This is a genomic window from Acinetobacter sp. AND/436 (assembly GCF_049546925.1).
GTDB classification, from domain to species: domain Bacteria; phylum Pseudomonadota; class Gammaproteobacteria; order Pseudomonadales; family Moraxellaceae; genus Acinetobacter; species Acinetobacter indicus.
This window is the reverse complement of sequence record NZ_JBMXBO010000007.1, coordinates 126,259-148,614: the sequence shown is the minus strand read 5'-3', so window position 1 is coordinate 148,614 and position 22,356 is coordinate 126,259. Positions and strand designations below refer to the sequence as shown.

Annotated in this window: 28 protein-coding genes; 7 read left to right on the top strand and 21 right to left on the bottom strand. The window is 49.6% G+C overall.

The genetic code is table 11. The annotated features are described in order from the left end of the window. Positions 1-3: 3 nt before the first annotated feature. The 9 genes from ACPEPR_RS07755 to ubiG form a co-directional block, all read right to left on the bottom strand. Positions 4-987, bottom strand: a complete 984-nt coding sequence (locus tag ACPEPR_RS07755; RefSeq protein WP_005180991.1) for a sulfonate ABC transporter substrate-binding protein — start codon at positions 985-987, stop codon at positions 4-6. Between the two features lie 334 nt (positions 988-1,321). Beyond that, entirely contained in the window at positions 1,322-2,677 is a 1,356-nt protein-coding gene (gene argA, locus ACPEPR_RS07750; protein WP_104498700.1) for an amino-acid N-acetyltransferase, read from the bottom strand. Between the two features lie 134 nt (positions 2,678-2,811). Beyond that, complete coding sequence (locus ACPEPR_RS07745; protein ID WP_005180985.1) at positions 2,812-3,165, bottom strand: RcnB family protein; 354 nt, start codon at positions 3,163-3,165, stop codon at positions 2,812-2,814. Positions 3,166-3,409: 244 nt separating this feature from the next. After that, positions 3,410-3,805 carry an RcnB family protein gene (locus ACPEPR_RS07740; protein WP_005180983.1) on the bottom strand — a complete coding sequence of 132 codons (396 nt, stop codon included), beginning with the start codon at positions 3,803-3,805 and terminating at the stop codon, positions 3,410-3,412. A 229-nt stretch (positions 3,806-4,034) separates the two neighbouring features. Continuing rightward, a complete protein-coding gene (locus ACPEPR_RS07735) occupies positions 4,035-4,190 on the bottom strand; it encodes a hypothetical protein (RefSeq protein ID WP_005180980.1) in 156 nt (51 codons plus the stop codon). A gap of 176 nt (positions 4,191-4,366) precedes the next feature. Continuing rightward, entirely contained in the window at positions 4,367-4,786 is a 420-nt protein-coding gene (locus ACPEPR_RS07730; RefSeq protein WP_005180979.1) for a hypothetical protein, read from the bottom strand. A gap of 171 nt (positions 4,787-4,957) precedes the next feature. Beyond that, the gene (locus ACPEPR_RS07725; RefSeq protein ID WP_005180975.1) at positions 4,958-5,704 is read right to left on the bottom strand and encodes a YciK family oxidoreductase; all 747 of its coding nucleotides are present in this window, start codon (positions 5,702-5,704) and stop codon (positions 4,958-4,960) included. A gap of 25 nt (positions 5,705-5,729) precedes the next feature. Beyond that, on the bottom strand, positions 5,730-6,425 hold the full coding sequence (locus tag ACPEPR_RS07720) for an HAD family hydrolase (protein WP_075167943.1): 696 nt from the start codon (positions 6,423-6,425) through the stop codon (positions 5,730-5,732). After that, entirely contained in the window at positions 6,422-7,138 is a 717-nt protein-coding gene (ubiG, locus tag ACPEPR_RS07715; RefSeq protein WP_016658684.1) for a bifunctional 2-polyprenyl-6-hydroxyphenol methylase/3-demethylubiquinol 3-O-methyltransferase UbiG, read from the bottom strand. The genes ACPEPR_RS07720 and ubiG overlap by 4 nt, the downstream gene beginning before the upstream one ends. A gap of 181 nt (positions 7,139-7,319) precedes the next feature. Here ubiG and ACPEPR_RS07710 point away from each other — a divergent pair, with 181 nt between their 5' ends. Then, positions 7,320-7,937: a thiol:disulfide interchange protein DsbA/DsbL gene (locus ACPEPR_RS07710; protein WP_016658685.1), complete on the top strand. Its 618-nt coding sequence runs from the start codon at positions 7,320-7,322 to the stop codon at positions 7,935-7,937. Between the two features lie 30 nt (positions 7,938-7,967). On the opposite strand, the gene ACPEPR_RS07705 is transcribed toward ACPEPR_RS07710, so the two are convergent. Then, positions 7,968-8,651 (bottom strand): TetR family transcriptional regulator, encoded by a 684-nt coding sequence (locus ACPEPR_RS07705; RefSeq protein ID WP_423562240.1) that lies wholly within the window; start codon positions 8,649-8,651, stop codon positions 7,968-7,970. A gap of 208 nt (positions 8,652-8,859) precedes the next feature. Between ACPEPR_RS07705 and rph the strand changes: the two genes are divergently transcribed. Then, the gene (gene rph, locus ACPEPR_RS07700; RefSeq protein WP_005180961.1) at positions 8,860-9,576 is read left to right on the top strand and encodes a ribonuclease PH; all 717 of its coding nucleotides are present in this window, start codon (positions 8,860-8,862) and stop codon (positions 9,574-9,576) included. A 192-nt stretch (positions 9,577-9,768) separates the two neighbouring features. Next, positions 9,769-9,900, top strand: coding sequence for a hypothetical protein (locus ACPEPR_RS07695; protein ID WP_005180959.1), 132 nt, complete (start codon positions 9,769-9,771; stop codon positions 9,898-9,900). A gap of 89 nt (positions 9,901-9,989) precedes the next feature. On the opposite strand, the gene nadC is transcribed toward ACPEPR_RS07695, so the two are convergent. Beyond that, the gene (gene nadC / locus ACPEPR_RS07690; RefSeq protein WP_104489818.1) at positions 9,990-10,835 is read right to left on the bottom strand and encodes a carboxylating nicotinate-nucleotide diphosphorylase; all 846 of its coding nucleotides are present in this window, start codon (positions 10,833-10,835) and stop codon (positions 9,990-9,992) included. A 164-nt stretch (positions 10,836-10,999) separates the two neighbouring features. On the opposite strand from nadC, the gene ampD reads away from it, so the two are divergent. Then, complete coding sequence (ampD, locus tag ACPEPR_RS07685) at positions 11,000-11,614, top strand: 1,6-anhydro-N-acetylmuramyl-L-alanine amidase AmpD (protein ID WP_016658689.1); 615 nt, start codon at positions 11,000-11,002, stop codon at positions 11,612-11,614. A 43-nt stretch (positions 11,615-11,657) separates the two neighbouring features. Then, complete coding sequence (gene murJ, locus ACPEPR_RS07680; RefSeq protein WP_016658690.1) at positions 11,658-13,199, top strand: murein biosynthesis integral membrane protein MurJ; 1,542 nt, start codon at positions 11,658-11,660, stop codon at positions 13,197-13,199. A 127-nt stretch (positions 13,200-13,326) separates the two neighbouring features. Here murJ and ACPEPR_RS07675 read toward each other — a convergent pair whose 3' ends face one another. The 10 genes from ACPEPR_RS07675 to ACPEPR_RS07630 form a co-directional block, all read right to left on the bottom strand. Next, a complete protein-coding gene (locus tag ACPEPR_RS07675) occupies positions 13,327-14,019 on the bottom strand; it encodes an FKBP-type peptidyl-prolyl cis-trans isomerase (protein WP_104472308.1) in 693 nt (230 codons plus the stop codon). Between the two features lie 46 nt (positions 14,020-14,065). Next, entirely contained in the window at positions 14,066-14,770 is a 705-nt protein-coding gene (locus ACPEPR_RS07670; protein WP_005180950.1) for an FKBP-type peptidyl-prolyl cis-trans isomerase, read from the bottom strand. Positions 14,771-15,006: 236 nt separating this feature from the next. Continuing rightward, complete coding sequence (gene ahr / locus ACPEPR_RS07665) at positions 15,007-16,029, bottom strand: NADPH-dependent aldehyde reductase Ahr (RefSeq protein WP_005180948.1); 1,023 nt, start codon at positions 16,027-16,029, stop codon at positions 15,007-15,009. Then, the gene (locus ACPEPR_RS07660) at positions 16,026-16,613 is read right to left on the bottom strand and encodes a DNA-3-methyladenine glycosylase I (protein ID WP_016658692.1); all 588 of its coding nucleotides are present in this window, start codon (positions 16,611-16,613) and stop codon (positions 16,026-16,028) included. Before ACPEPR_RS07660 ends, ahr begins: the two co-directional genes overlap by 4 nt. A 21-nt stretch (positions 16,614-16,634) precedes the next feature. Next, complete coding sequence (locus ACPEPR_RS07655) at positions 16,635-16,880, bottom strand: hypothetical protein (RefSeq protein ID WP_005180946.1); 246 nt, start codon at positions 16,878-16,880, stop codon at positions 16,635-16,637. Between the two features lie 19 nt (positions 16,881-16,899). Continuing rightward, the gene (locus tag ACPEPR_RS07650) at positions 16,900-17,439 is read right to left on the bottom strand and encodes a M23 family metallopeptidase (RefSeq protein ID WP_005180945.1); all 540 of its coding nucleotides are present in this window, start codon (positions 17,437-17,439) and stop codon (positions 16,900-16,902) included. A gap of 57 nt (positions 17,440-17,496) precedes the next feature. Next, the gene (mutY, locus tag ACPEPR_RS07645) at positions 17,497-18,531 is read right to left on the bottom strand and encodes an A/G-specific adenine glycosylase (RefSeq protein ID WP_163140782.1); all 1,035 of its coding nucleotides are present in this window, start codon (positions 18,529-18,531) and stop codon (positions 17,497-17,499) included. A gap of 111 nt (positions 18,532-18,642) precedes the next feature. Further along, complete coding sequence (locus ACPEPR_RS07640) at positions 18,643-19,008, bottom strand: HIT family protein (RefSeq protein ID WP_005180943.1); 366 nt, start codon at positions 19,006-19,008, stop codon at positions 18,643-18,645. A 47-nt stretch (positions 19,009-19,055) separates the two neighbouring features. Then, the gene (locus tag ACPEPR_RS07635; protein ID WP_423562238.1) at positions 19,056-19,793 is read right to left on the bottom strand and encodes a dienelactone hydrolase family protein; all 738 of its coding nucleotides are present in this window, start codon (positions 19,791-19,793) and stop codon (positions 19,056-19,058) included. 217 nt (positions 19,794-20,010) lie between these two features. Beyond that, the gene (locus tag ACPEPR_RS07630; protein ID WP_005006601.1) at positions 20,011-20,169 is read right to left on the bottom strand and encodes a DUF1328 domain-containing protein; all 159 of its coding nucleotides are present in this window, start codon (positions 20,167-20,169) and stop codon (positions 20,011-20,013) included. Positions 20,170-20,360: 191 nt separating this feature from the next. Between ACPEPR_RS07630 and ACPEPR_RS07625 the strand changes: the two genes are divergently transcribed. Both ACPEPR_RS07625 and ACPEPR_RS07620 read left to right on the top strand, forming a co-directional pair. Then, entirely contained in the window at positions 20,361-20,813 is a 453-nt protein-coding gene (locus ACPEPR_RS07625) for a YcgN family cysteine cluster protein (RefSeq protein ID WP_016658695.1), read from the top strand. Between the two features lie 175 nt (positions 20,814-20,988). Beyond that, positions 20,989-22,257, top strand: a complete 1,269-nt coding sequence (locus ACPEPR_RS07620) for a replication-associated recombination protein A (protein WP_016658696.1) — start codon at positions 20,989-20,991, stop codon at positions 22,255-22,257. Positions 22,258-22,356: the final 99 nt, after the last annotated feature.

Below are 22,356 nucleotides of genomic sequence, written 5' to 3'. Positions count from 1 at the left end.
TCCTCATTCTTGTTGTGTCGACTGCGTATTCAGCAGGGCCGCCTGAATCTGAATTTGCTGTGGAATCAGCTTTTGCTGATAAAAGGCATCAGCTACATATTGCTGTTCTTTGGCCACGTCACTAGAGATGGCCTGTACGCCAAAGCCCATACGGGAAATTGAAGTTTTTAAGACCTCGACATCCAGGCCGGTCGGTTTTTGCAGCAGTTGAGCCGCTTCATCCTGATGCTGGGCCACCCATTGCGTGGTGCTGTTCAAGCTTTGCACCACGGTGTCTAGAACCTGCGGATGCTGTTCGGCAAACTGACGATCCGCCAGATAGAACTGATGGTTGCTGACCAGATTTTCGCCGGTGGCAATGACCCGTGCGCCAATCTGGTGTTCGGCTGCGGCAAAGAACGGATCCCAGATCACCCAGGCATCCACCGAACCACGTTCAAAGGCTGCGCGGGCATCGGATGGGGGTAAATACACCACTTGAATATCGTGCAGGCTAAGCTGGTTGGCTGCTAACAGCTTCAGCAGCAGATAATGCACATTGGAGCCTTTGTTCAGAGCAATGCGTTTGCCTTTTAGATCCTGCACTGACTGAATGGCCGAATCTTTAGGCACAATTAAGGCCTCAGCTAGCGGCGCTTTAGGCTGGTTGGCCACATAGACCAGTTTGGAATTGGCTGCCTGCGCAAAAATGGGCGGTGCTTCGCCGGCTTCACCAAAGGCCACACTGCCGACATTTAAACCTTCCAATAATTGCGGACCGGCTGGAAATTCTACCCATTTCACCTGTACACCCTGGGCTTTTAGGGCCTGCTCCAGTTCACCGCGCTCTTTGACAATCGGTAAAATGCCGTATTTCTGGAAGCCGATATTCAGGGTAATGTTGTCGGCGTCTTTGGGGCTGCTACAGGCAGTCATGAACATGGCACCCGCCACCACGGCAGATAAAATAGCACTTTGAGTTGAAAAAATACGGCGTAGGCTGCTCATGAAAATACCTGCTCTCGGAAATTAAAAAAATTCAAAAGTGGAGAATGAGAGCTACCTTAAAGATTTTTCTTTTTCGAAAAAAATAACAAATCAGGAATTTCTAATCAGGAAAAAAGATAAATAAAGATGTGCAAATCTTATACATAAATCTGATTTATAAAATGGATAATCTATTAAAAGTTAAAATATTAAGTAGTTGTATTTAAAATATTTTTATTAAATTGAAGGCGCAGGAATAAGCTTATACTAATTCCTGCTAATACCAGATGCAGCACAATTGGGCCAGCTGCAGATAAGCATATGCCAAATTGAGCTAAAGCCGGCCTTGAACAGACTAGGTGAGTGACTTTTTACAGACCAGTGAATTACGCTGGTAGTTGTATAAGGCTTGGCGGGCATTGGGTAAGTCATCGACACTGGCCGGCTCAAAGCCCTGTTCCAGAAACCAGTGCGCAGTACGGGTGGTCAGAATAAACAGCTGCTGAATACCAAGGCTACGGGCTTTATCTTCCAGATAATGCAGAATCTGGCTGCCACGATTGGATTTACGATAGGCCGGATGTACCGCCACGCAGGCAATTTCCGCCGAGCGCAGTTCATTGTCGCTGACCGGTAGCGGATACAGCGCCGCACAGGCCAGAATGGTGCCATCACGTTCAATCACCGCAAACTGTTCAATTTCATTTTCCAGCCGTTCCCGCGAACGGTAGACCAGCACACCTTCTTCTTCCAGCGGGCGCAGCAGGCTGATGAGACCGCCGACATCCTGAATATTGGCGGTGCGCACTTCTTCATAATGGGCATCGGTAATCATGGTACCGGCACCATCGCGGGTAAACAGCTCTTCCAGTAGTGCGCCATCAGAGGCATAGGAAATCAGATGCACCCGGTTCACGCCCTGAGTGGCAGCATCCTGTGCGCCGCGTAAATGCAGGGCCATTTCCGGCTGGCTGGCCTGATACAGACCAATATAATGACTGAGCTGGGATGGGCGGATTTCACGTTGCAGCTGACCCTGTTCATTCAGTAAACCCTGCTGTTTGCCCAAGAAAATCAGCTTGTCGGCTTGCAGGCGAATTGCGGTTTTGGTGGCGACTTCTTCAGCCAGTAAATTAAACACTTCGCCTGTTGTGGAATAGCCGGTCGGGCCGAGCACGACAATATTATGATTGTCCAGATGACGCTGAATGGCATCGGTATCGACACTGCGCACTTCGCCGGTCAGCTGGAAATCGACTCCATCGCGAATACCATAGGGTTTGGCGGTAATAAAATTACCCGAGACCACATCAATGCGGGCGCCGTACATCGGCGAGTTGGCCAGTCCCATCGACAGCAGGGCTTCAATCTGCAGGCGAATTGAACCGACCGCATTCATGACACAGCTTAACGATTCGCGGGTGGTAATGCGGCGCTGCTGATGAAACGGGGTGTCGATCTGGCTGGCCTGTAAATTCTGGTTAATCTGCGGGCGGGCACCATGCACCAGCACCAGCCGGATACCCAGTGAATGCAGCAGGGCAATATCGTGAATAATATGCTGGAAATTGTCATGCAGGACCGCTTCACCATCAAACATCAGCACAAAGGTTTTATTGCGATGGGCATTGATATAAGGCGCAGAATGTCGAAACCAGTGCACATATTGCAAAGTTGTGCTGTGTGATGTTTCGGTAGAATTCAGGTGCATGCCGGTCTCAATCAAGCAAAAGTCTTATAGCGGATTCTAATCAAAAAATACCGGGGCGTAAGCTGAAAAAATAAAAAAACACCTGAACGGGGTGGTTCAGGTGTAAAGAGGGAAGGGAAAATGAGACGAAACCCTTAGCCCATAATGCGAATAATCCGGTTGGTACGTTCGTTGATCATCACGTAATCGCCATTAATTTTGTACCACTGCTGATAACGGCCGGTGTTTGGTAAACGACGCGCTTCGCGGTCACTGACTTTATAACGGGACTGGTCATAGGCACGCGGTAAGGTCTGGCCCACACGCCAGTCACGGCTCGGATTTACGCGCACAACCGGACGTTTATGATCACGGTCCCAACGGCTGTCCTGATGTTTGTAGTGGGTTGCCGCACGACGGTCATGATCACGATGATCAGGCGCAGCCATGGCTGTAGTAGCCATAAACGCACTTAAAGACAGGGCAATGGTGGTTAATACTTTTTTCATGACGCTCACCTTTGAGTCAAACTGTATATCTCTGGAATACGTCCAAATTAACCAGAAAGTTGAGATAAAGGATGAGAGCAATTGAGATGAATTGTGAAAATCATGAAGAAAAAGCGGAGAGCCTGAAAGCCGGCTAGCATCTGCCCTACAGCGAAAATAGCAGCTTGAAGAATTGCTGATATAAAAAAGCCCAAACCGATGTTTGGGCAACCGAGGAGTGGGACTGAAACGGTTGGAGTGCAGCTTAGAAAGACAGGATTTTAAGAATACTGTGGGTATCGGCATTGACCAGAATATAGTCATTATTGACCTTATACCATTGCTGCTTACGGTCCGGTTTAGGCAGGTTATGCTCTTTATATTCGACCTTGTAGCCATTGCCACGATAATGCTGCGGCATCACATAACCGGTTTGCCATTTATGCTGCTGTAAACGCTGATAGCCCCGTTCTTCACGCTGGCGGCGTTTTTCATAAACCTCTTTCGATTCACGATATTCACGATGTTTTTTGCCCTGACCGTGCTGACGTGACTGTTCATAGCCGCGTCCCGGATTGTCAAATTGAGGTGCAGCCGCAGTGATCCCGCTGGCCAGCAACGCACTGAAAGAGATCGCCATAACTGTCACTATCTTTTTCATGTGAAAAAACCTCGTTTATCGTCTTTTATTTCACTGTGTCTTACTGTACGAAAAAAATGCAGAGAAACTGTGAAGAAAGATCGTTAATTCTTTATCGAAAGCAGAGATATTTTGGATATTATGCTGGAAAAGTAACAGATGATGAAAGACTTATCTGTTGTCACGTGAACTGGTTATACAACATTGGGCGCAAAAAGCCTAGCCCGTATTGCCGGGATTCTGCCCGCAGTCAGTTCCATTGCTGGCTTAAGTCCTGCAAGGAGTCGATGGCATGGGCCAGACATTCGGCCTGCTGGCCATCTTCAAGTACAGCCAATAAGCTGGCGGGCAGTTGTAAGTGTTCAATGGAACGGATAATGTCATTTTTACGTTGCTGGTCGGCCATGTGCTGCTCCTTTCATTGATTCATTGCGGTTGAGTAGCAGTATAGGCCGGATGTTTCAATTTGAAAAACCGAATAATTTTATAAAAATGATTTAAAAATGCGATTTATGGTCTGGTAGTGTATAAAATTTAGCAGCGCATAAAAAGGACCCGCAGGTCCTGGATTCAAGCATGTGCTTAGTAGGCATATTTCAGGTCGGTATAGTCGGTCAGTGACTTCTGGATATGCGCCTGAATAAATTCGCGTACATCTTCGGCGCTCATTGGCTGGCCCTGTTTGGTAATCACATGCTCGACCGGGGCTTGGCCATCGACCAGAATCCGGTAGACAAAGTTTTTATAGACGGCATAGTCCTCGGCCTGTTTATAAATACCGGTGATATAGCTGTAGTGATGTTCAAAGTTCAGATCGGTATGCGAAAAGATAAACTGGTCAAACAGTTTCAGGTTTTGCCCGGTCTCGAGTGCCTGTAGTTCATCGAGAATACTGGCTTCAAATTTCATGCCGTATTTTTCAGAAATGGCTTGACCATTAATCAATAAAGACACCATGCCATCTTCATGGGTCGTTACTGTGATATTGCTAAAGTCAGACATGGGCATCTCGGGATAATCAGAAACAGGGCTTTAGTATCGGCAAATTTTGCTGAAATTCAAGCCGACTTAAGCCCAAACCGGTATATTTACGCAAAGTGGGAGCAATTACAGCTTTATGGATGGGCATAAAAAAGGAAGCACAGGGCTTCCTTCATGGATACAGCAAGGGCATTAATCCTGCGCATCAATACTCTGGCCGTTCATGTGCAGACTGTCATCGCCCATTAAATATAAATAGGCTGGCATGATTGATTCCGGTGTCGGCAAGGTTTTCGGGTCTTCATCCGGATAGGCCTTGGCGCGCATGGCGGTGCGGGTCGCGCCCGGATTAATGCAGTTATAACGGATATTCGGATGTACATTTTCCTGGGCAAACAGTTTGCTGACCGCTTCAATGGCAATTTTAGACACCGAATAGGCGCCCCAACGCTCACGTACTTCACGACCGACGCCCGAACTGGCAAATACCACCGAAGCATGTGCCGATTTTTCCAGTAAAGGCAGCAGTTCCTGGGTCATAACAAAGGGTGCACGCAGGTTGACGGCCATCACATCATCCCAGACATCAGCCGGATAATGCACCAGTTCGGTCCGTTCACCCAGAATGCCGGCATTGTGCAAAATGCCATCCAGACGGCCAAACTGCTTGTCGAGCGTATCGACCAGCAATTCATAATCACGCGATGACGCACTGGACAGCTGGAGCGGAAGAATGGCTGGCTGCGGCGCGCCTAAACCTTCAATTTCATCATAGATGACTTCCAGTTTATTCAGGGTGCGACCATGCAGGACAACGGTTGCGCCGTGCAGTGCAAAGCTGATCGCGGCTGCACGTCCAATACCGTCGCCCGCACCTGTAATCAGGATCACGCGATCTTTGAGCAGATCAGGGCGAGGTTGATATTCTGAATATTTCATGATCGACCTCCGTTTTTTGCTGTAATTATGAAGTGATTGAATGTTGTTGTTGCTGTGACAGCATCTGGTGCAAGACCTGATGTAATTCTGTGACATTATTCACTATACAGTCTGCCTGCCAGGCTGTTAAGTCATCTTTGTGTTGTAAGGGTAAATAGCCATAAGCCGCCAGAATGGTGTACATGCTGGCATTGCGTCCGGCATCAATATCACGTGGATGATCGCCGACATAAATACACTGCTGCGGTTCCAGTCCCAGCTGTGCTGCGGCCAGATACATCGGTTCCGGATCGGGTTTGGTCTTGCTGACATCTTCCGGGCAGACCAGTACCGCACAGCGTTCGGTCAGGTTCAGGGCTTTTAACAGCGCTTCACTGAGCCAGCGTGGCTTGTTGGTGACAATACCCCAGGGAATTTGCTGCTGTTCCAGCTGCTCTAGCAGTGGATACATGCCTTCAAACAGGTCGGTTTCTACCGCAATATCGGCGCCGTAAAGGTCCAAAAAGCGCTGGCGATGGCCTAAAAAGACCGGGTCTTCCACTTCCAGCTCCGGATATACTAGCTTGACCATGGCGCGTGCGCCTTCAGAGACCTGGGTGCGAATCTGCTCGGCGGCGACAATGTCACAGCCTTTATCGCGGCACATGTCTTGAATAATACGGATAAAGTCGGCCGCGGTATCAATTAAGGTGCCGTCGAGGTCAAATAAAACCGCTTTCATTGGCCACCTTCATTCAGGGTATGCACCATATAGTTGACATCAACATTGGGCGCCAGCCAGTAGCGTTTGGTCAGTGGGTTATAGTGCAAACCGGTCATATCTTTCAGTTTCAGGCCGGCATTGCGAATATCGTGTGCCAGTTCGGACGGCTTGATAAATTTATGATAATCATGCGTGCCTTTGGCCAGCATACGCAGCACATATTCCGCGCCAATAATCGCAAATAAATAGGCTTTCGGATTACGGTTAATGGTCGAGAAGAACACATGGCCGCCCGGTTTGACCAGCTTCTGGCAGGCCTGAATAATTGAGGCTGGATCGGGTACATGCTCCAGCATTTCCATACAGGTCACCACATCGTACTGGCCAGCCTGTTCTTCTGCCAGTTGCTCGACCGGAATCTGGCGATATTGAATATTTTCGACGCCTTCCTGCTGGGCATGTAAACGTGCCACATTCAGCGGCGCCTCGCCCATATCAATCCCGAGTACATCGGCACCACGGCGCGCCATGCTTTCCGAAAGAATGCCGCCGCCACAACCGACATCCAGCACTTTTTTGCCAGCCAGTCCGCCTGAATGTTCATCAATCCAGTTTAAACGGAGCGGGTTAATTTGATGCAAAGGGCGGAACTCAGAATGCTGATCCCACCATATAGCTGCGAATGCTTCAAATTTGGCAATTTCTTGCGGATCAACATTCAGTTGCGACATTGGTGTCACCTCAATCAAGTTATTATGATTTCAAAAAGTCTATGCTGTTTAGTGTAGCGTTTATTCTGGAAAAAGCGATAAAAGCCGTAAAAAAGTTCACAGAAGCAAAACGAAAACGGCATAATTGATTTATAGTGTTCGCATAAGCTAATCATAACGATTTATGAGGACAATAAGTTCAATGAAAAAGTTTCTTTTGGGTAGCCTTGCAACCGCAATGTTTGCAATTTCAGGTGGCGCATGGGCGGCCAATTTTGTTGAAGGCCAAGACTATCGCGTACTGGCCAATCCGGGCAAAGTCGATGTGCCGGGTAAAATTGAAGTCCGTGAATTCTTCTGGTATGGCTGTGGCCACTGCTTTACCTTGGAGCCGCATATGCAAGCCTGGCTGCGTAAGCTGCCAAAAGATGTGAACTTCGTGCGTACTCCGGCTGCCATGAACCAGGTCTGGGAAATGAATGCGCGCGGCTATTATGTGTCGGAAGCACTGGGCGTCCGTAAACGTACCCACTTGCCGTTATTCCATGCCATTCATGACAAAGGCCAGCAGATTTTTGACCAGAAATCCCAGGCCAAATTCTTTGTCAAATACGGTATTCCTGAAGCCAAGTTCAACAGCATGTTTAACTCTTTTGCGATTACCTCTAAAGTGGCACAGGCCAATAAACTGGCGCGCCAATACCAGTTGACCGGTGTGCCGGCAGTGGTGGTCAATGGTAAATATGTGGTGTCGGGCGATAACGGCAAAGTGATTCAGGTGGTGAACTACCTGGTCGATAAAGAACGTAAAGCCAAATAAAAGCCCAACATGATGTTAAAAACCCGCTGTTTAAAGCGGGTTTTTTAGTGCTGCGGTTTCATGCATTGTGATGTTTGGTCGCTCCCAATGGCTGATACCACGAAACAGCAATTGCACCTGGATAATGGTCTGCTCGGTAAACTGTTGCTGCTGCTGGCTTAGGGCCTCACCTTCAAACTGGCGACTGAGGCCAATCCAGCTCATGGCCCAGTTAAAGGACAGGTTAATTAAAATATTGGCCAGTACTTTAAAATCTTCCGGGTGTTCAAAATGCTGTACGCTTTCGACCCGTTTCAGGTCGTTGGCAAAATCATCAATTAAAAACTCGATTTCCCGGGCAATGGCCTGACGTACCGTGGCCGAGCCGCCCCAACGTTCGGCAATTAGAAAAAGCCATTGCTGCGGATGCTGATCGACTGCCTGAAAAAACAGTTCAACGCTGGTGCGGGTTTTGGCATTGGGCAGATATAAATAGGCCTGACCCAGCTGATGCAGAATGCTTTTTAAATGCAGCGCCACCTGATCGACCAGTTCTGCACCGAGTTCATCCATATCCTGAAAATGCCGGTAGAACGCCGTTGGCACCAGCCCGACATGGCGGGAAATCTCCCTTAAGCTGATGCTGCTAAAAGAGCGCTCGGCAGTACTTAAGGTCAGGGCCGCATCTAAAATGGCCTGACGACTTTGCTGCTTACGTTCTTCCCGAATCGACATGTCACATCCCTGATACTGTTTAAAAATTCATCTCTGTGGCTATTATAGAGCAGAATCGGCCCGGGCAGCAGCCATGCTGTTGCATTGGCTGTGTAGGGCCCGCTTTTCTGTGGCGAGATTGTGTAAAAGCCGACCCGGGGACAAAACCTGTGCGCTTGCATCTGCTATACTGGCCGACAATTTATTTGAGTCAAAATAAGGACAACTTATGCGTATCGACCAACGTACCCTAGATCAATTGCGTGATGTCAAAATTACCCGTAATTACACACGTTATGCGGAAGGTTCTGTCTTGGTTGAATTTGGTCATACCAAAGTGCTGTGTACTGCCAGTATTGATAACTCGGTACCGCGCTTTTTAAAAGGCAAAGGCCAGGGCTGGGTAACTGCAGAATATGGCATGTTGCCACGTTCTACCCATACGCGTAGTGACCGTGAAGCGGCACGGGGTAAACAGAGCGGCCGGACCCAGGAAATCCAGCGCTTAATTGGCCGCAGTCTGCGTGCCATGGTCGATCTGAAAAAACTCGGTGAAAATACCATTACCATTGACTGTGATGTAATTCAGGCCGATGGCGGTACCCGTACTGCCGCAATTACCGGTGCAGCGGTGGCGCTGGTCGATGCCATGAATGTGCTGCTGGAAAGCAAAAAAATTAAACAGGACCCGTTAAAAGGTCTGGTCGCTGCTATTTCTGTCGGTATGTATCAGGACGAAGTATTGCTGGACCTGTGCTATGAAGAAGATTCAAACTGCCAGACTGACCTGAACGTGGTCATGACCCAAGCCGGTGAATTTATTGAAATTCAGGGCACTGCTGAAGATAAACCGTTTACCCGTCTGCAATGTAATGCCATGCTGGAAATGGCCGAGCAGGGCATTCAGGAACTGATCAAAAAGCAGCAACAGGCCTTAGGCTGGTAAACACTGCAAGATCAGAACAATATATTTATAAAACGCATCTCCGGATGCGTTTTTTTGTGATTGAAGCCAACGTAACCAGCGGCTGTGCGCAGATTCATCTTCATAACAAAAACCAACATGCTGAAACCGAGCTTCATGGCTTACTAAAACTCGCAGTGATTTTTTTAAAACAGCAAAAAAGAGGGATGTACCATGAAATACTTGATGATCTTACTGGCGATGGGCGCCTTTGGTTTAAGCGCGTGTGATACGGCCAATGACCGTGATGGTGATGGCACCATGCTGAATCAGGACCGTGATGGCGACGGCCGTGCAGATGATTAAAGTCTTGCGGCCATCGACTCACCCTAAATGAATAAAAAAGGTGCCTCATGAGGCACCTTTTTTCGTTATCGACAAATATCGAATTGCGATTAAGCATTAAAACGCATGGATAAATCGACCGCTTTGACATCTTTGGTCAGAGCGCCCATAGAAATATAATCGACACCAGTGCTGGCCACTTCACGCAGGTTGGCAATGGTGATATTGCCCGATGCTTCCAGTTTGCAGCGACCGGCCACATGCTTGACTGCATCAATCATCTGTTGCTGGCTAAAGTTATCCAGCATCACGATATCGGCCTGAGCGTCCAGAGCCTGATTCAGCTCATCCCAGGTTTCAACTTCTACTTCCACCGGTTTGCCCGGTGCAATTTGATGGGCTTTGGCAATGGCCTGGGCAATACCGCCAGCGGCCATAATATGGTTTTCTTTAATCAGGAAGGCATCAAACAGCCCCAGACGATGGTTTTGACCGCCGCCTACAGTGACCGCATATTTTTGTGCAATCCGCAGACCCGGCAAGGTTTTACGGGTATCCAGCAGTTTGGTGTGCAGGCCCTCGAGCTGTTTCACATATTCGGCGGTTTTGGTGGCCACGGCCGATAGGGTCTGGACAAAGTTAAGGGCAGGGCGCTCCACGGTCAATAAACTGCGCGCAGAACCGGCCAGCTTTAAAAAGGCTTCATTGGCCGCCACGCGATCACCATCCTGTTTCAGCCATTCAATCTGAACGCTTGGATCGTACTGCTGGATTAAGGCATTCACCCAAGGCTGACCGGCCAGCACCATGTCTTCACGGCTGATAATGGTGGCGGTGGCCTGTTCATCTTCCGGGGTAAGTAAAGCGGTAATATCTGCCTCGCCAATATCTTCCTGCAGGGCCTGCTGAATATTGATCTGGATAGATTGCTCCAATAAAGATTGTGGTATGCTCATTGCCTGTCCTTATCTCTTTACCCATGAAAATTGCGCGATATATTAGCACTGTTCGGCTGGCCCGATGCGCTTTTTCGCGGCTTTTTTGTCTGATTTGAGATTTTCAGCTGAAAGTTTTAGGATGGGCTAAATTTTTATACTGAAAAAAATATCAGGATCATTCTATGCAGCAGGCGGCTTCTTTTCAGGTCATCCAGGGACAGTTAAAAGGTGCGCGGCAGGTGCCTTCACCGAATTTTAACCAGCGTCCGCAGCAGACCGAAATTCAGCTGGTGGTGATTCACAATATCAGTTTGCCGCCATCACAGTTTGGCGGCGGTTATATCGAACAGTTTTTTCAAAACCGGCTGGACTGGTCGGCGCATCCTTACTTTCAGACCATTGAAGGGATGCAGGTCTCGGCGCATCTGCTGATTTTGCGTAGCGGCGAAGTGCTGCAATGTGTCAATTTCAATGACCGCGCCTGGCATGCCGGACGTTCCAGTTATCTGGCCAAGCCGGAATGTAATGATTATTCCATTGGTATTGAACTGGAAGGCAGTGATGATCTGCCCTTTGAAGCGATCCAGTATCAGGTACTGGCGGAAGTGGTGTCGGCCTTGCAGCAGGCCTATCCGAAAATCCAGCGTCATCTGGCTGGACATTCCGATATTGCCCCGGGGCGCAAGACCGATCCGGGACCTTATTTTGACTGGAGCCGGTTCCGGTCTTTACTGCGTGACTGCAACAGCAGGATAGAAGCAGCATCTTCATCAATTCATAACGAAACTTGTGCTTAGGTTTCTTTACAATAGCGGCTAAATTTTTATTTGGGTGGTTCCGATGGCGCTTTGGCGATCGACCTTTATTGTCAGTGCGATGACCATGCTGTCCCGGGTGTTGGGACTGGTGCGGGATATTGTGTTATTAAATGTGTTTGGTGCGGGAAAGGATTTCGATACCTTTGTGGTGGCCTTTCGTATCCCGAACTTTTTCAGGCGACTGTTTGCTGAAGGGGCATTTTCCCAGGCCTTTATTCCGGTTCTGACCGAATATAAAACCAGCCGCACCCATGCCGAAGTGCAGATTCTGATTAGCCGGGTGTTTGGCTGTCTGGCCTCGGTGATGAGCCTGCTGACACTGGCTGCTATGGTGGCGGCGCCGGCGGTGATGTACGTTTATGCGCCGGGCTTCCATAGTGATCCGGAAAAATTTGCGCTGGCCACGGACATGTTCCGCCTGACCATTCCCTATTTGCTGTTTATGTCGCTGACCGCTTTTGCCAGCAGCATCTTAAACAGTTATGGCTCCTTTACCACGCCGGCCTTTGCACCGGTGTTGCTGAATCTGGCCATGATTGCCGGAGCCCTGTGGCTAACGCCGTATATGGCCGAGCCGATTATGGCCTTGGGCTGGGCGGTGATTATTGCCGGAGCCTTGCAGCTGGCGATCCAGATTCCGGAATTGTGGCGTAAAAAGCTGCTGATTCCGCCAAAAATCGACTTCAAGCATGAAGGCGTTGAGCGCATCATGAAGCTGATGCTGCCGGCCCTGTTTGGGGTATCGGTGACCCAGATTAACCTGTTGCTGAACACCATCTGGGCGTCATTTATGCAGGATGGTTCGGTATCGTGGCTGTACAGTGCCGAACGGATGACCGAGTTGCCGCTGGGCCTGATTGGGGTGGCAATTGGTACGGTGATTTTACCATCCTTGTCGGCGCGCCATGCCGAGCAGAATCAGGAAAAATTCCGTGGCATGATGGACTGGGCGGCGAAAATTATTGTGCTGGCTGGTGTGCCTGCCAGTATTGCACTGTTTATGCTGTCGACCCCAATTATTCAGGCCCTGTTCCAGCGCGGCCAGTTCACCTGGGAAGATACCCAGATGACGGCCTTGGCCCTGCAATGTATGAGTGCCGGGGTCATTGCCTTTATGCTGATTAAAGTTTTTGCTCCGGGCTTTTATGCCCAGCAGGATACCCGCACCCCGGTTCGGGTCGGTTTAATGGCGGTGGCAGCCAATGCCATTTTAAACGTGGTGTTTATTGGGCTGTTTAAACTGATTGACTGGGAAGCCGAGCACATGGCGCTGGCACTGGCATCTTCAGGTTCCGCGCTGGTCAATGCCGGTATGCTGTATTTCTATTTGCATAAACGCGATATTTTCCGTTTTGGCGGGCACTGGAAAAAACTGCTGTTCCAGTTTGGCACGGCCAATGCGGTGATGGTGGCTGCCTTGTGGTACGCTTTGAGCTGGTATAACGGTGATGTATCGCAGTGGATGCGCGTGCTGGAAGTTTTGCTGCTGTGTGTGGTGGGTGTGGCAGCGTATGCTCTTGGTCTGCTGGCCACCGGTTTCAGACCGCGTCATTTAAAACCTTAATCCGGTAGAGCTGAACACGAAAGATGTTCAGCTCCTATGAAAAAACCCTTTGAGACTCAACAGCTCAAAGGGTTTTTTTTATAGGCTTTTATTGCACGATGCTGCTGCACGAGCAGCGCAAGCGTCTTTATTTATTGATCACTTCCAGCAGTTCGACATCAAAAATCAGGGTGCTGTTCGGTTCAATCGCATCGCCAGAACCAATCTGGCCATAGCCCAGATTCGCTGGAATAAAGAAGCGGTATTTGGCTCCTTCACGCATCAGTTGCAGCCCTTCGGTCCAGCCCTGAATGACTTGTGTGACCTGAAATTCAGCCGGTTGCTGACGCGCCATCGAGCTGTCAAATACGGTGCCATCAATCAGGCGGCCTTCATAATGCACGCGTACTTTGGAGCTGGCCTTCGGTTTTTTCCCGGAACCGGATTGCAAGACCAGATATTGCAGCCCCGATGAAGTGACTTTCACCCCATCCTTACGCGAGTTTTCTGCCAGAAAGGCCTTGCCAATCATGTCATTGGCTTCAGCGCGCTGTTTCAGCTCAATCAGCTGTTTGGCTTCGGCCTGCTTTTTGAACTGGGTCAGAATACGGGCCATGTCTTCATCGCTCAGGCTGGCTTGCTGGCCCAGTGAGGCGGCTTTTAAACCCGCCACAAAGGCATCCAGATCCATACCTTTTAAGGTGTCGACATTGCTGCGCCCCATTAAATAACCAAAGCTGTAGCCCACCTGCTGTTCAGTGGAGCTTTTGGTGGTCACCGGTTGAGCCAGTGTGGCCGCGCTACACAGGGCGAGGCCGAGCAGGGTGATCGTTTTTTTCATATTATGGGTCCCTAAACAACGAAGGAGAGCCAGGCTCTCCTTGTTTTTATTTTACTTCAATCAGCTCAACATCAAAGATCAGGGTGCTGTTTGGTGGAATCATGCCCGGCACGCCCTGTTCGCCATAACCCAGTTGTGACGGGATATACAGCGTGGCTTTCGAGCCTTCTTTCATCAGTTGCAGACCTTCGGTCCAGCCTGGAATCACCTGGTTTAACGGGAACTCGATTGGTTCACCACGCTCAACCGAGCTGTCAAATACTTTGCCATCGACCAGTTTACCGGTGTAGTGTACTTTTACCACAGAGCTGGCCGTTGGCTGTTTGCCATTGCCTTGCTGGGTAATTTTATATTGCAGACCTGACGCGGTGGTTTGTACCCCTGCCTGTTTGGCATTTTCAGTCAGGAAGGCATCGCTGGCCGTTTGTGCCTGCTGGGCCTGATCAGCCTGTTTTTGTTGCAGTTCCTGCTGGAACTGTTCATAGGCCTTTTGTAATTCTTCTTCAGTATAAGCTGGCTGCTGACGCGCATGACCTTCACGGACACCAGTCACAAAGCTGTTAATGTCCAGCTCTGGTGGAGTTTGATGGGCAACTTCATAGCCTAATGCATAGCTGATTTTTTCAACCGCAGACGCATTTGCAGATGCTTTTGAGGATACAGTGGCAGGGTGTTGAGTTGCATAATAAACAGGAACAAGTGCAGCACCGCCTAAAATTACAGCAACAGCAATGGGTAAGGCTTTACTCATAGGTTTTCTCAAATCATTTTATCGTGTCAAAGCTGCTTTCATGTTAGCAGACTTTTTGAATCAAACCGCTGACATCAATCATTCGGTTTGGCTAATTAATATATGCGCATCGTTAAGCATATGCCATAACAGACTGAATATCTAACACATTTTTTATACAATAGGGGCCAGCCGCAGAGGCGGCCCAATTTATTCGTGAGTAATTGTATCTATTATAGATTTGGCTTCAAAGCAGATTAAAAATCTGCTTTCAGCACCACCCGGTAACGCGCCCGGCCCGCATGTAAATGTTCAATTGCCTCGTTAATCTGCGACATCGGGAACACTTCAACCTGCGGCGCCAGCTGTTTGCGGGCGGCAAATTTCAGTAACTGGCGCAAGGTCGATGGTGAACCGGTCGATGAACCTGTCACCGCTTTGCCACCACCAATTAACGCACCAGCCGAGACCTGTAACGGCTCTAAGGTCAGGCCCAGCATATGCAGCGTACCATTTGGTGCCAGGGCAGACAGATATACCGGCCAGTCCAGGCTGACATTCACCGTACTTAAAATCAGGTCAAACTTGCCGCGCTGGGCTTTCAGGGCAGCGCTGTCACGGCTATTCACCACATGATCGGCGCCCATGGCTTTTAACTCTGCGGTTTTCTCCAGGTTGGAACTGAAGGCCGTAATTTCACAGCCCCAGGCTTTGAGCAGTTTAATGGCAATATGCCCAAGGCCGCCAATTCCAATCACCCCGACATGATGCACCGCCTGAATCTGGTGCTTAATGATCGGATCAAATACGGTAATACCGCCACAGAGCAGCGGGCCGGCACTTTCCGCATCCAGATCATCCGGTAAGGGAATGACCCATTGCCAGCCGGCGCGGACCTTATCGGCAAAACCGCCGGCATGTCCGACAATGGTGGCGACACTATCGCCGGTACATTGCACCTGCCGGCCGGACAGGCACGGATCACAGTGCTGGCAGCTTTCTGCCGTCCAGCCAATGCCAACGCGCTGGCCCACAGATAATCCTTTGGCTTCACTTCCTAACTGGACAATGGTACCAATAATTTCATGCCCGGCCACTACCGGATAGACCGAAGAACGCCAGTCATTGTTAATCACCGATAAATCGGAATGGCACAGGCCACAATATTCCACCTGAACTTCGACCTGATGCGGCAACAGTTCGCCAGCATCAAACTGATATGGCACCAGCGCTTCGCCGGGTTGCATGGCGGCATAGGCACGAATGGTAGTGTTGCTCATGATGAGTGCTCCTCGGCTAAAGGGGGAAGAGATTTAAAGGCGCAGTGATCTTCATGGTCGTTGACCATGCCGACGGCCTGCATAAAGGCATAACAGATGGTGGGGCCAACAAATTGAAAGCCCTGCTTTTTTAAAGCTTTAGACAGTGCCACACTGGCTGCAGTATAGGTCGGGGCGCTGCGATAATCGGGCACGGTATGCTGCTCGGGCTGATGATCGACAAATTGCCACAGCCAGTCGACCAGATTGATACCTTGCTGCTGCAGCTGGAGCCAGGCCTGAGCATTGGTGCGGATGGCTGCGAGTTTGGCCGGATGCCGGATTAATCCGCGATCCTGTAATTTGTCCTGCAAGGCCTGATCAGACAACGCGGCAATATCGGCAATGGAATATTGAAAAAAATGCTGACGGTAACATTCGCGTTTTTTGAGCACGGTAATCCAGGCCAGACCGGCCTGCTGGCCTTCCAGACATAGCATTTCAAACAGCTGCGCTTCATCGTGAAGCGGGCGGCCCCATTCCTGGTCGTGGTAGGCGATATAGAGCGGATCTTCGGAGCACCAGCCGCAGCGTGTTCGATCCATAGATGATGCTCCTGTACGGGTTTAAAGCTGGAAATGAACCCATTGATCCTGACGGTTATCCCAGTAAGACAATTCCGCCTGAGGCAGATCGGCAAAGGCAATCCAGACATCCTTGCCGGATTTATCGGCATAGCCGGTGCTGATCAGAAGTGCATCTTCAGTAATTTCCATGATCCAGCCCTGATGACTCTGGCCGTTCAACATAATTTTCTGTTGATTCCCGGATTCGGCAAATTCGACCAGTCGATTGATCAATGCTTCTGACATGTACACTTCCTAAAGCAAACTAACGTAAATAGGGATAGGGATTGACTGCACCGCGACCTTTGCCATTTAAATACAGGCCATAATGCAGATGCGGCGCGGTATGGCGGGCGTTGCCGCTATTGCCGACATAGCCAATGAGATCGCCTTTCTTGACATAATCTCCGACCTTCAGGCCACGTTTATGCCGGTCCAGATGGGCATAATAATGCCAGCTGCCGCCCGGTCCCAGAATCCATACCACTTTACCACCCAAATTGTTATTGCGTAAGTCGGCAATGAGGCCTTCGGTGGCGCTGTACACCTTGCTGCCGCGTGGCGCTAGAATATCAATGCCTTCATGCAGGCGACCGCGACTGCGTGACGCGCCCCAGGTATCTTGCAAGTGCTGACGTTTGACGCCCTGTACCGGCACTGGCAAGCGGGTTTTAAGTGGCATGTGCTGCAGTTTTTTGACCATGGCCGGCGGTAGGGGCGCCGCAGGTTTTTTCGGTGCCGAGGTACAGGCTGCTAGCAGAATCAGACTGAAGAAAACACAGCAGAGTGAAATCGAGCGAAGCACAGCATCTCCCTGATGATTATTATGTCGATGGTATTCGAATTCCAGTCTTTGACTATGTCATAAATCGGCGGCCGAGATCAATTTTTTCATGGCGGTCGGCAGTCCACGTGCAGTAGCCTGTGCCGGCGTCATCCATTCGGCGTCCAGCTCAATCGCCAGATGTTCCTGCTGGTCCGGCTCGACCGGAATTACACTGGCATCCAGCAGCCAGGTAAAGTGGGTAAAGCTGTGTGAAATCTGCAGCTGCTGTTGTCGCTGTTTCAGACCCAGACGCTGACAGAGCGCCTGAAACTGCGCTGGATCATCAATAATCGGCAGGCACCATAATCCGCCCCAGAGGCCGCTATTCGGCCGCTGCTGCCACAGCCACTGGCCATCACTGTGTAAGAGCAACACCTGGGCCTGTCTTACGGGTACGGCTTTTTTCGGTTTTTTAAATGGTAATTCGGCTTCTAGGCCCTGCTGGTGGGCCTTGCAGTGCTGCTGCATCGGGCAGTACAGACATAAGGGTTTTTTCGGGGTACAGATGGTGGCACCGAGGTCCATAATCGCCTGGGTGTAGTCATGATTGCGCTCGGTCGGACACAGCTGTTCTGCCAGCTGCCACAAGGCCCGTTCATGTACCGGTTTGGACAGATCATCTTCAATGGCAAAAAAGCGCGCCAGCACCCGTTTGACGTTGCCATCCATAATTACGCCGTATTGTCTGAGACCCAAAGACATCAGTGCGCCTGCGGTCGAGCGGCCAATGCCAGGCAGGGCCATCCATTGTTCCAGATTTTCTGGGAAATGTCCTTGCTGGGCCACTATGCCAGCTGCTTTATGCAGATTGCGTGCCCGCGCATAGTAACCGAGTCCGGCCCAGTATGGTGCCACTTCATCCCAAGAGGCACGGCCTAAGCTTTCTACATCGGGAAAACGCTGAATAAAACGCTCGAAATATTGCAGCACGGTTTTGACCTGGGTCTGCTGCAGCATGATTTCCGATACCCAGACTTTATACGGGTCATCGGCCACCTGCCAAGGCAGGTCATGGCGACCGTGTACATCAAACCAGGAAAGCAGGGCGTGGGAAAAAGAAAAGGCAGACATGAGAACCGGAACTGTTAAGCAGGCGCCTAGTATACCCAAATCTTGCCGATGCAGCAGGCAATAAAAAAGGTGATGCAATAGCATCACCTTCTGTTTTGGTCGCGGCAAGGCTTAGATGCTGCCGCTCATACCCCAGCGTTGGTCCAGCTTGAGGATTTGACCTTCATAGCGCGGAATAATGTGGATATGCAAATGCTGCGATGGGCTGCCAAACACATCGCCATCGTTAAAGCCGACATGAAAGCCCGCCGGTTGATGGCGCAGCTGTAATTCATTCCGCGCCAGTTCCAGCAGCGACATCAGGCTTTTACGTTCTTTGTCGGTAACATCAAAAAAAGAACTGACATGACGTAGAGGGATAATGACACAGTGGCCTTTAGACAATGCGTTCGGTTCGGGTAGAATCACGCCATAATCATTTTTGGCAATGACATCATATTCATCAAAGTTGCAATATGGGCAGTCTTGTTCGGTCATTCTTCTATCCTCTATTCAAATTCATTATATATGGCCTCATGCCAGAATCAGGCCAAACGGCGTTGTAATAATTGGTACATGGCATCCAGGCTTTGCTGTTCTGCTACCGGGCTATAGCCGAGGTCGACGCCATTGGCTTTGGCACGTTCATCGGCTAGCGGGTTACTAAAGCCGTGCTTGGCATCTTCAAATACAATCACTTCATGTTCTACCTGGGCAGCGTGCATTTCTTCACGGAAGCTGGCCACATCATCCAGCGTTACCATGCTGTCCAGTTCACCATGCAGCACCAGAATTTCTGCCTGTACCTTGCCTTCCTGCGCCGGTTCTCTGGCCGCCAGAATGGCATGGAAAGTCGCAACAGCTTGTAGGTTGGCGCCTGAACGGGCCAAATCCAGCACCACTTTGCCGCCATAACAGAAGCCAATGGCTGCCAGTTTAGCCTGATTTACTTCCGGTTGGGCAGCTAAAGTGTCCAAAGCCGCAGACGCACGAGTCACAATGGTATTCGGGTCTTCAAAGGTCTGGCTCATCCACGCATTGGCCTGGGCAGCCGTGGTGGTATTTTTCTTGTCGCCATACATATCAATGGCCAAGGCGGCATAACCGTGTTCTGCCAGTTCGCGGGTACGCTGTTCAATATATTCATTTCGGCCCCACCATTCCGGTGCCACAATCACACCCGCGACTGGTGCATCGGTTTCGGGTGCAGCAAAATAACCAACCAACTGGCTACCATCTGCCGCCGTATACTGAATTTCGCGAGTTTTGATTGCTAAAGTCATGCGTCCAATCCTTGTGTTTTTTGAAATAATTCGATTAAAACATAAAAATGAGACAGCGGTTTGAAAAACATTTCAATGGGCCTAAACAAATGTGAGAAAATATTTTTAAGTTATTTTTCAAAGAATAATCTGTCTGTATCTGCTGTCGGTCTAAACACAGGCATAAAAAAAGAAGGATTTGCATCCTTCTTTTTTGTGAGGGTCAGGATATAAGAAACTATACCTTGCCGCGGGACAGGAAGCCGACAATTGCCAGAATAACAGCAATAACCAGCAGAATGACCGCGAAATCTTTAGATAAACCAGCGACACCACCGAAACCGAGTAGACTGGCAATAAGTGCGATTACAGCGAAGATAATGGCCCAACGAAACATAATTTTTCTCCATGTGTTTTTATACTTCTTGATCAAGTATAGGGGCAAGTCGCTGATTTGATTGTTTTGCTTTTGTTTATTAAGTGTTCAACTATTTATTTAAGTCTATGATTCTATTGTATCTATGACATAGCACATGCTTTTGTAGAAGACTGTTATAATAGACCGGTTATTTTGTAGTGTTGTGCATCATGTCTGATCAGCTTCGTCCCCAATTCTGGAAAAACTATCCGTTAACAGCCTTAACCCAGGCAGAATGGGAAGCGCTGTGTGATGGCTGCGGTTTATGCTGCCTGGTCAAGCTGGAAGATGAAGACAGTCATGAAGTGGCTTATACCAAAGTGGCCTGCAAGCTGCTGGATTGTACGACCGCCCGCTGTTCGGACTATCCGAACCGGCAGCAACAGGTACCGGACTGTATCCAGTTAACGCCGGAAAAGCTGGACAGTATTCACTGGCTACCGCCAAGCTGTGCCTATCGCCGTTTAAAAGAAGGTAAAAACCTGCCGTCCTGGCATTATTTAAATACCGGTTCACGTCAGAGCGTGATTCGCGCCAAAAAATCGGCCGCTGGCCGCTGTATTTCTGAAACGGAAGTCAATGAAGAAGAAATTGAAGACTATATTGTGCGCTGGGTACGTTAAATTTTTAGGCCGTCTGTATCTTTAAGAGCAAAATTGGCGATTTAAACCTGATAAAAACAACTGCCGACACTCAGGCTGAGTTTCCCGCAGCAAGCGCTAAAAAATCGGCTATTGAAATACTTCATTTTGCCATAACATAGTACACTCAGCCGCAGCTTTGTACAGAAAACCTTCTATGTCAGACAGCCATATTCCACTTCCTGAACGTTTGCGCCCGCGCGATCTGTCGCAGATTATCGGTCAAGATCATCTTCTGGGGGAGCAGGCCCCGTTACGCCAAATGATTGATCAGGGCCATTTGCCCTCGATTATTTTCTGGGGGCCACCTGGCGTTGGAAAAACCACCATTGCCTTGTTGCTGGCGCAGGCGGTTGATCGTCCTTTTGTCAGTCTGTCTGCGCTCAATACCGGGGTTAAGGAATTACGTGAAGTGATTGCCGATGGCGGCGATTTACTAACGCCGGTGGTGTTTATTGACGAGATTCACCGCTTTAATAAATCCCAGCAGGATGCCTTATTAAATGCGGTTGAGAAGGGCAAAATTACCCTGATTGGTGCCACCACGGAAAACCCGTCTTTTGAGGTGAACAGTGCCTTGCTGTCGCGCTGCCAGGTCTATACCTTAAATGCACTGAGTGCCGAGGCCATCCAGCAGCTGCTGACCCAGGCCGTCCAGAATGATAGCTTCTTAAAAGAACGTTATATCCAGATTGAAGAGTTTGAAGCACTGGTGCAGTTTGCGGCGGGTGATGCACGTAAGGCGCTGAATTTACTCGAGCTGATTGCCGGCACCTTTGAGCCGGACACAGAAAACAGTATTAACAATGCCCTGGTCGTGAAAGTGGCGCAGCAGAATATTGCCCGTTACGACAAATCTGGCGAGCAGCATTATGATCTGGTCTCGGCCTTTATTAAGTCGATTCGCGGCAGTGACCCGGATGCGACTCTGTACTGGATGGCGCGCATGCTCAAGGGTGGAGAAGACCCGCTGTTTATTGCGCGGCGTATGCTAATTGCTGCCTCGGAAGATATTGGCAATTCCAACCCAAATGCCTTGTTGCTGGCCGGTGAATGTTTCCGCGCAGTGCAGGTGATTGGTATGCCGGAAGCGCGGATTATTCTGGGCCAATGTGCAGTCTATCTGGCCACCAGTGCCAAAAGTAACAGTACCTATCTGGCCATTAACAAGGCGCTGGACTTGGCGGAAAAAACCGCCAATTTGCCGGTACCGTTACATTTGCGTAATGCGCCGACCAAGCTGATGAAAGAGCAGGGCTACGGGGTGGATTATCTGTATCCGCACAATTATCCGGAGCATTTTGTATTGCAGGATTATTTGCCGCCAGAATTAAAAGGCACCAAGCTGTATGAATCGGCGCGCAATAAACGCGAAGTTGAAGCCGAGCGTTTACAGCAGCGGCGCTGGATGCAGCAGCAACAGTAGCAATAAAAAAAAGCCCAATTCAGAGGGATGAATTGGGCCAAACTGGATGTTAGATTGGGAGAGAACATCCGCGAGGATTAACGAAACTGATCGGCAGTC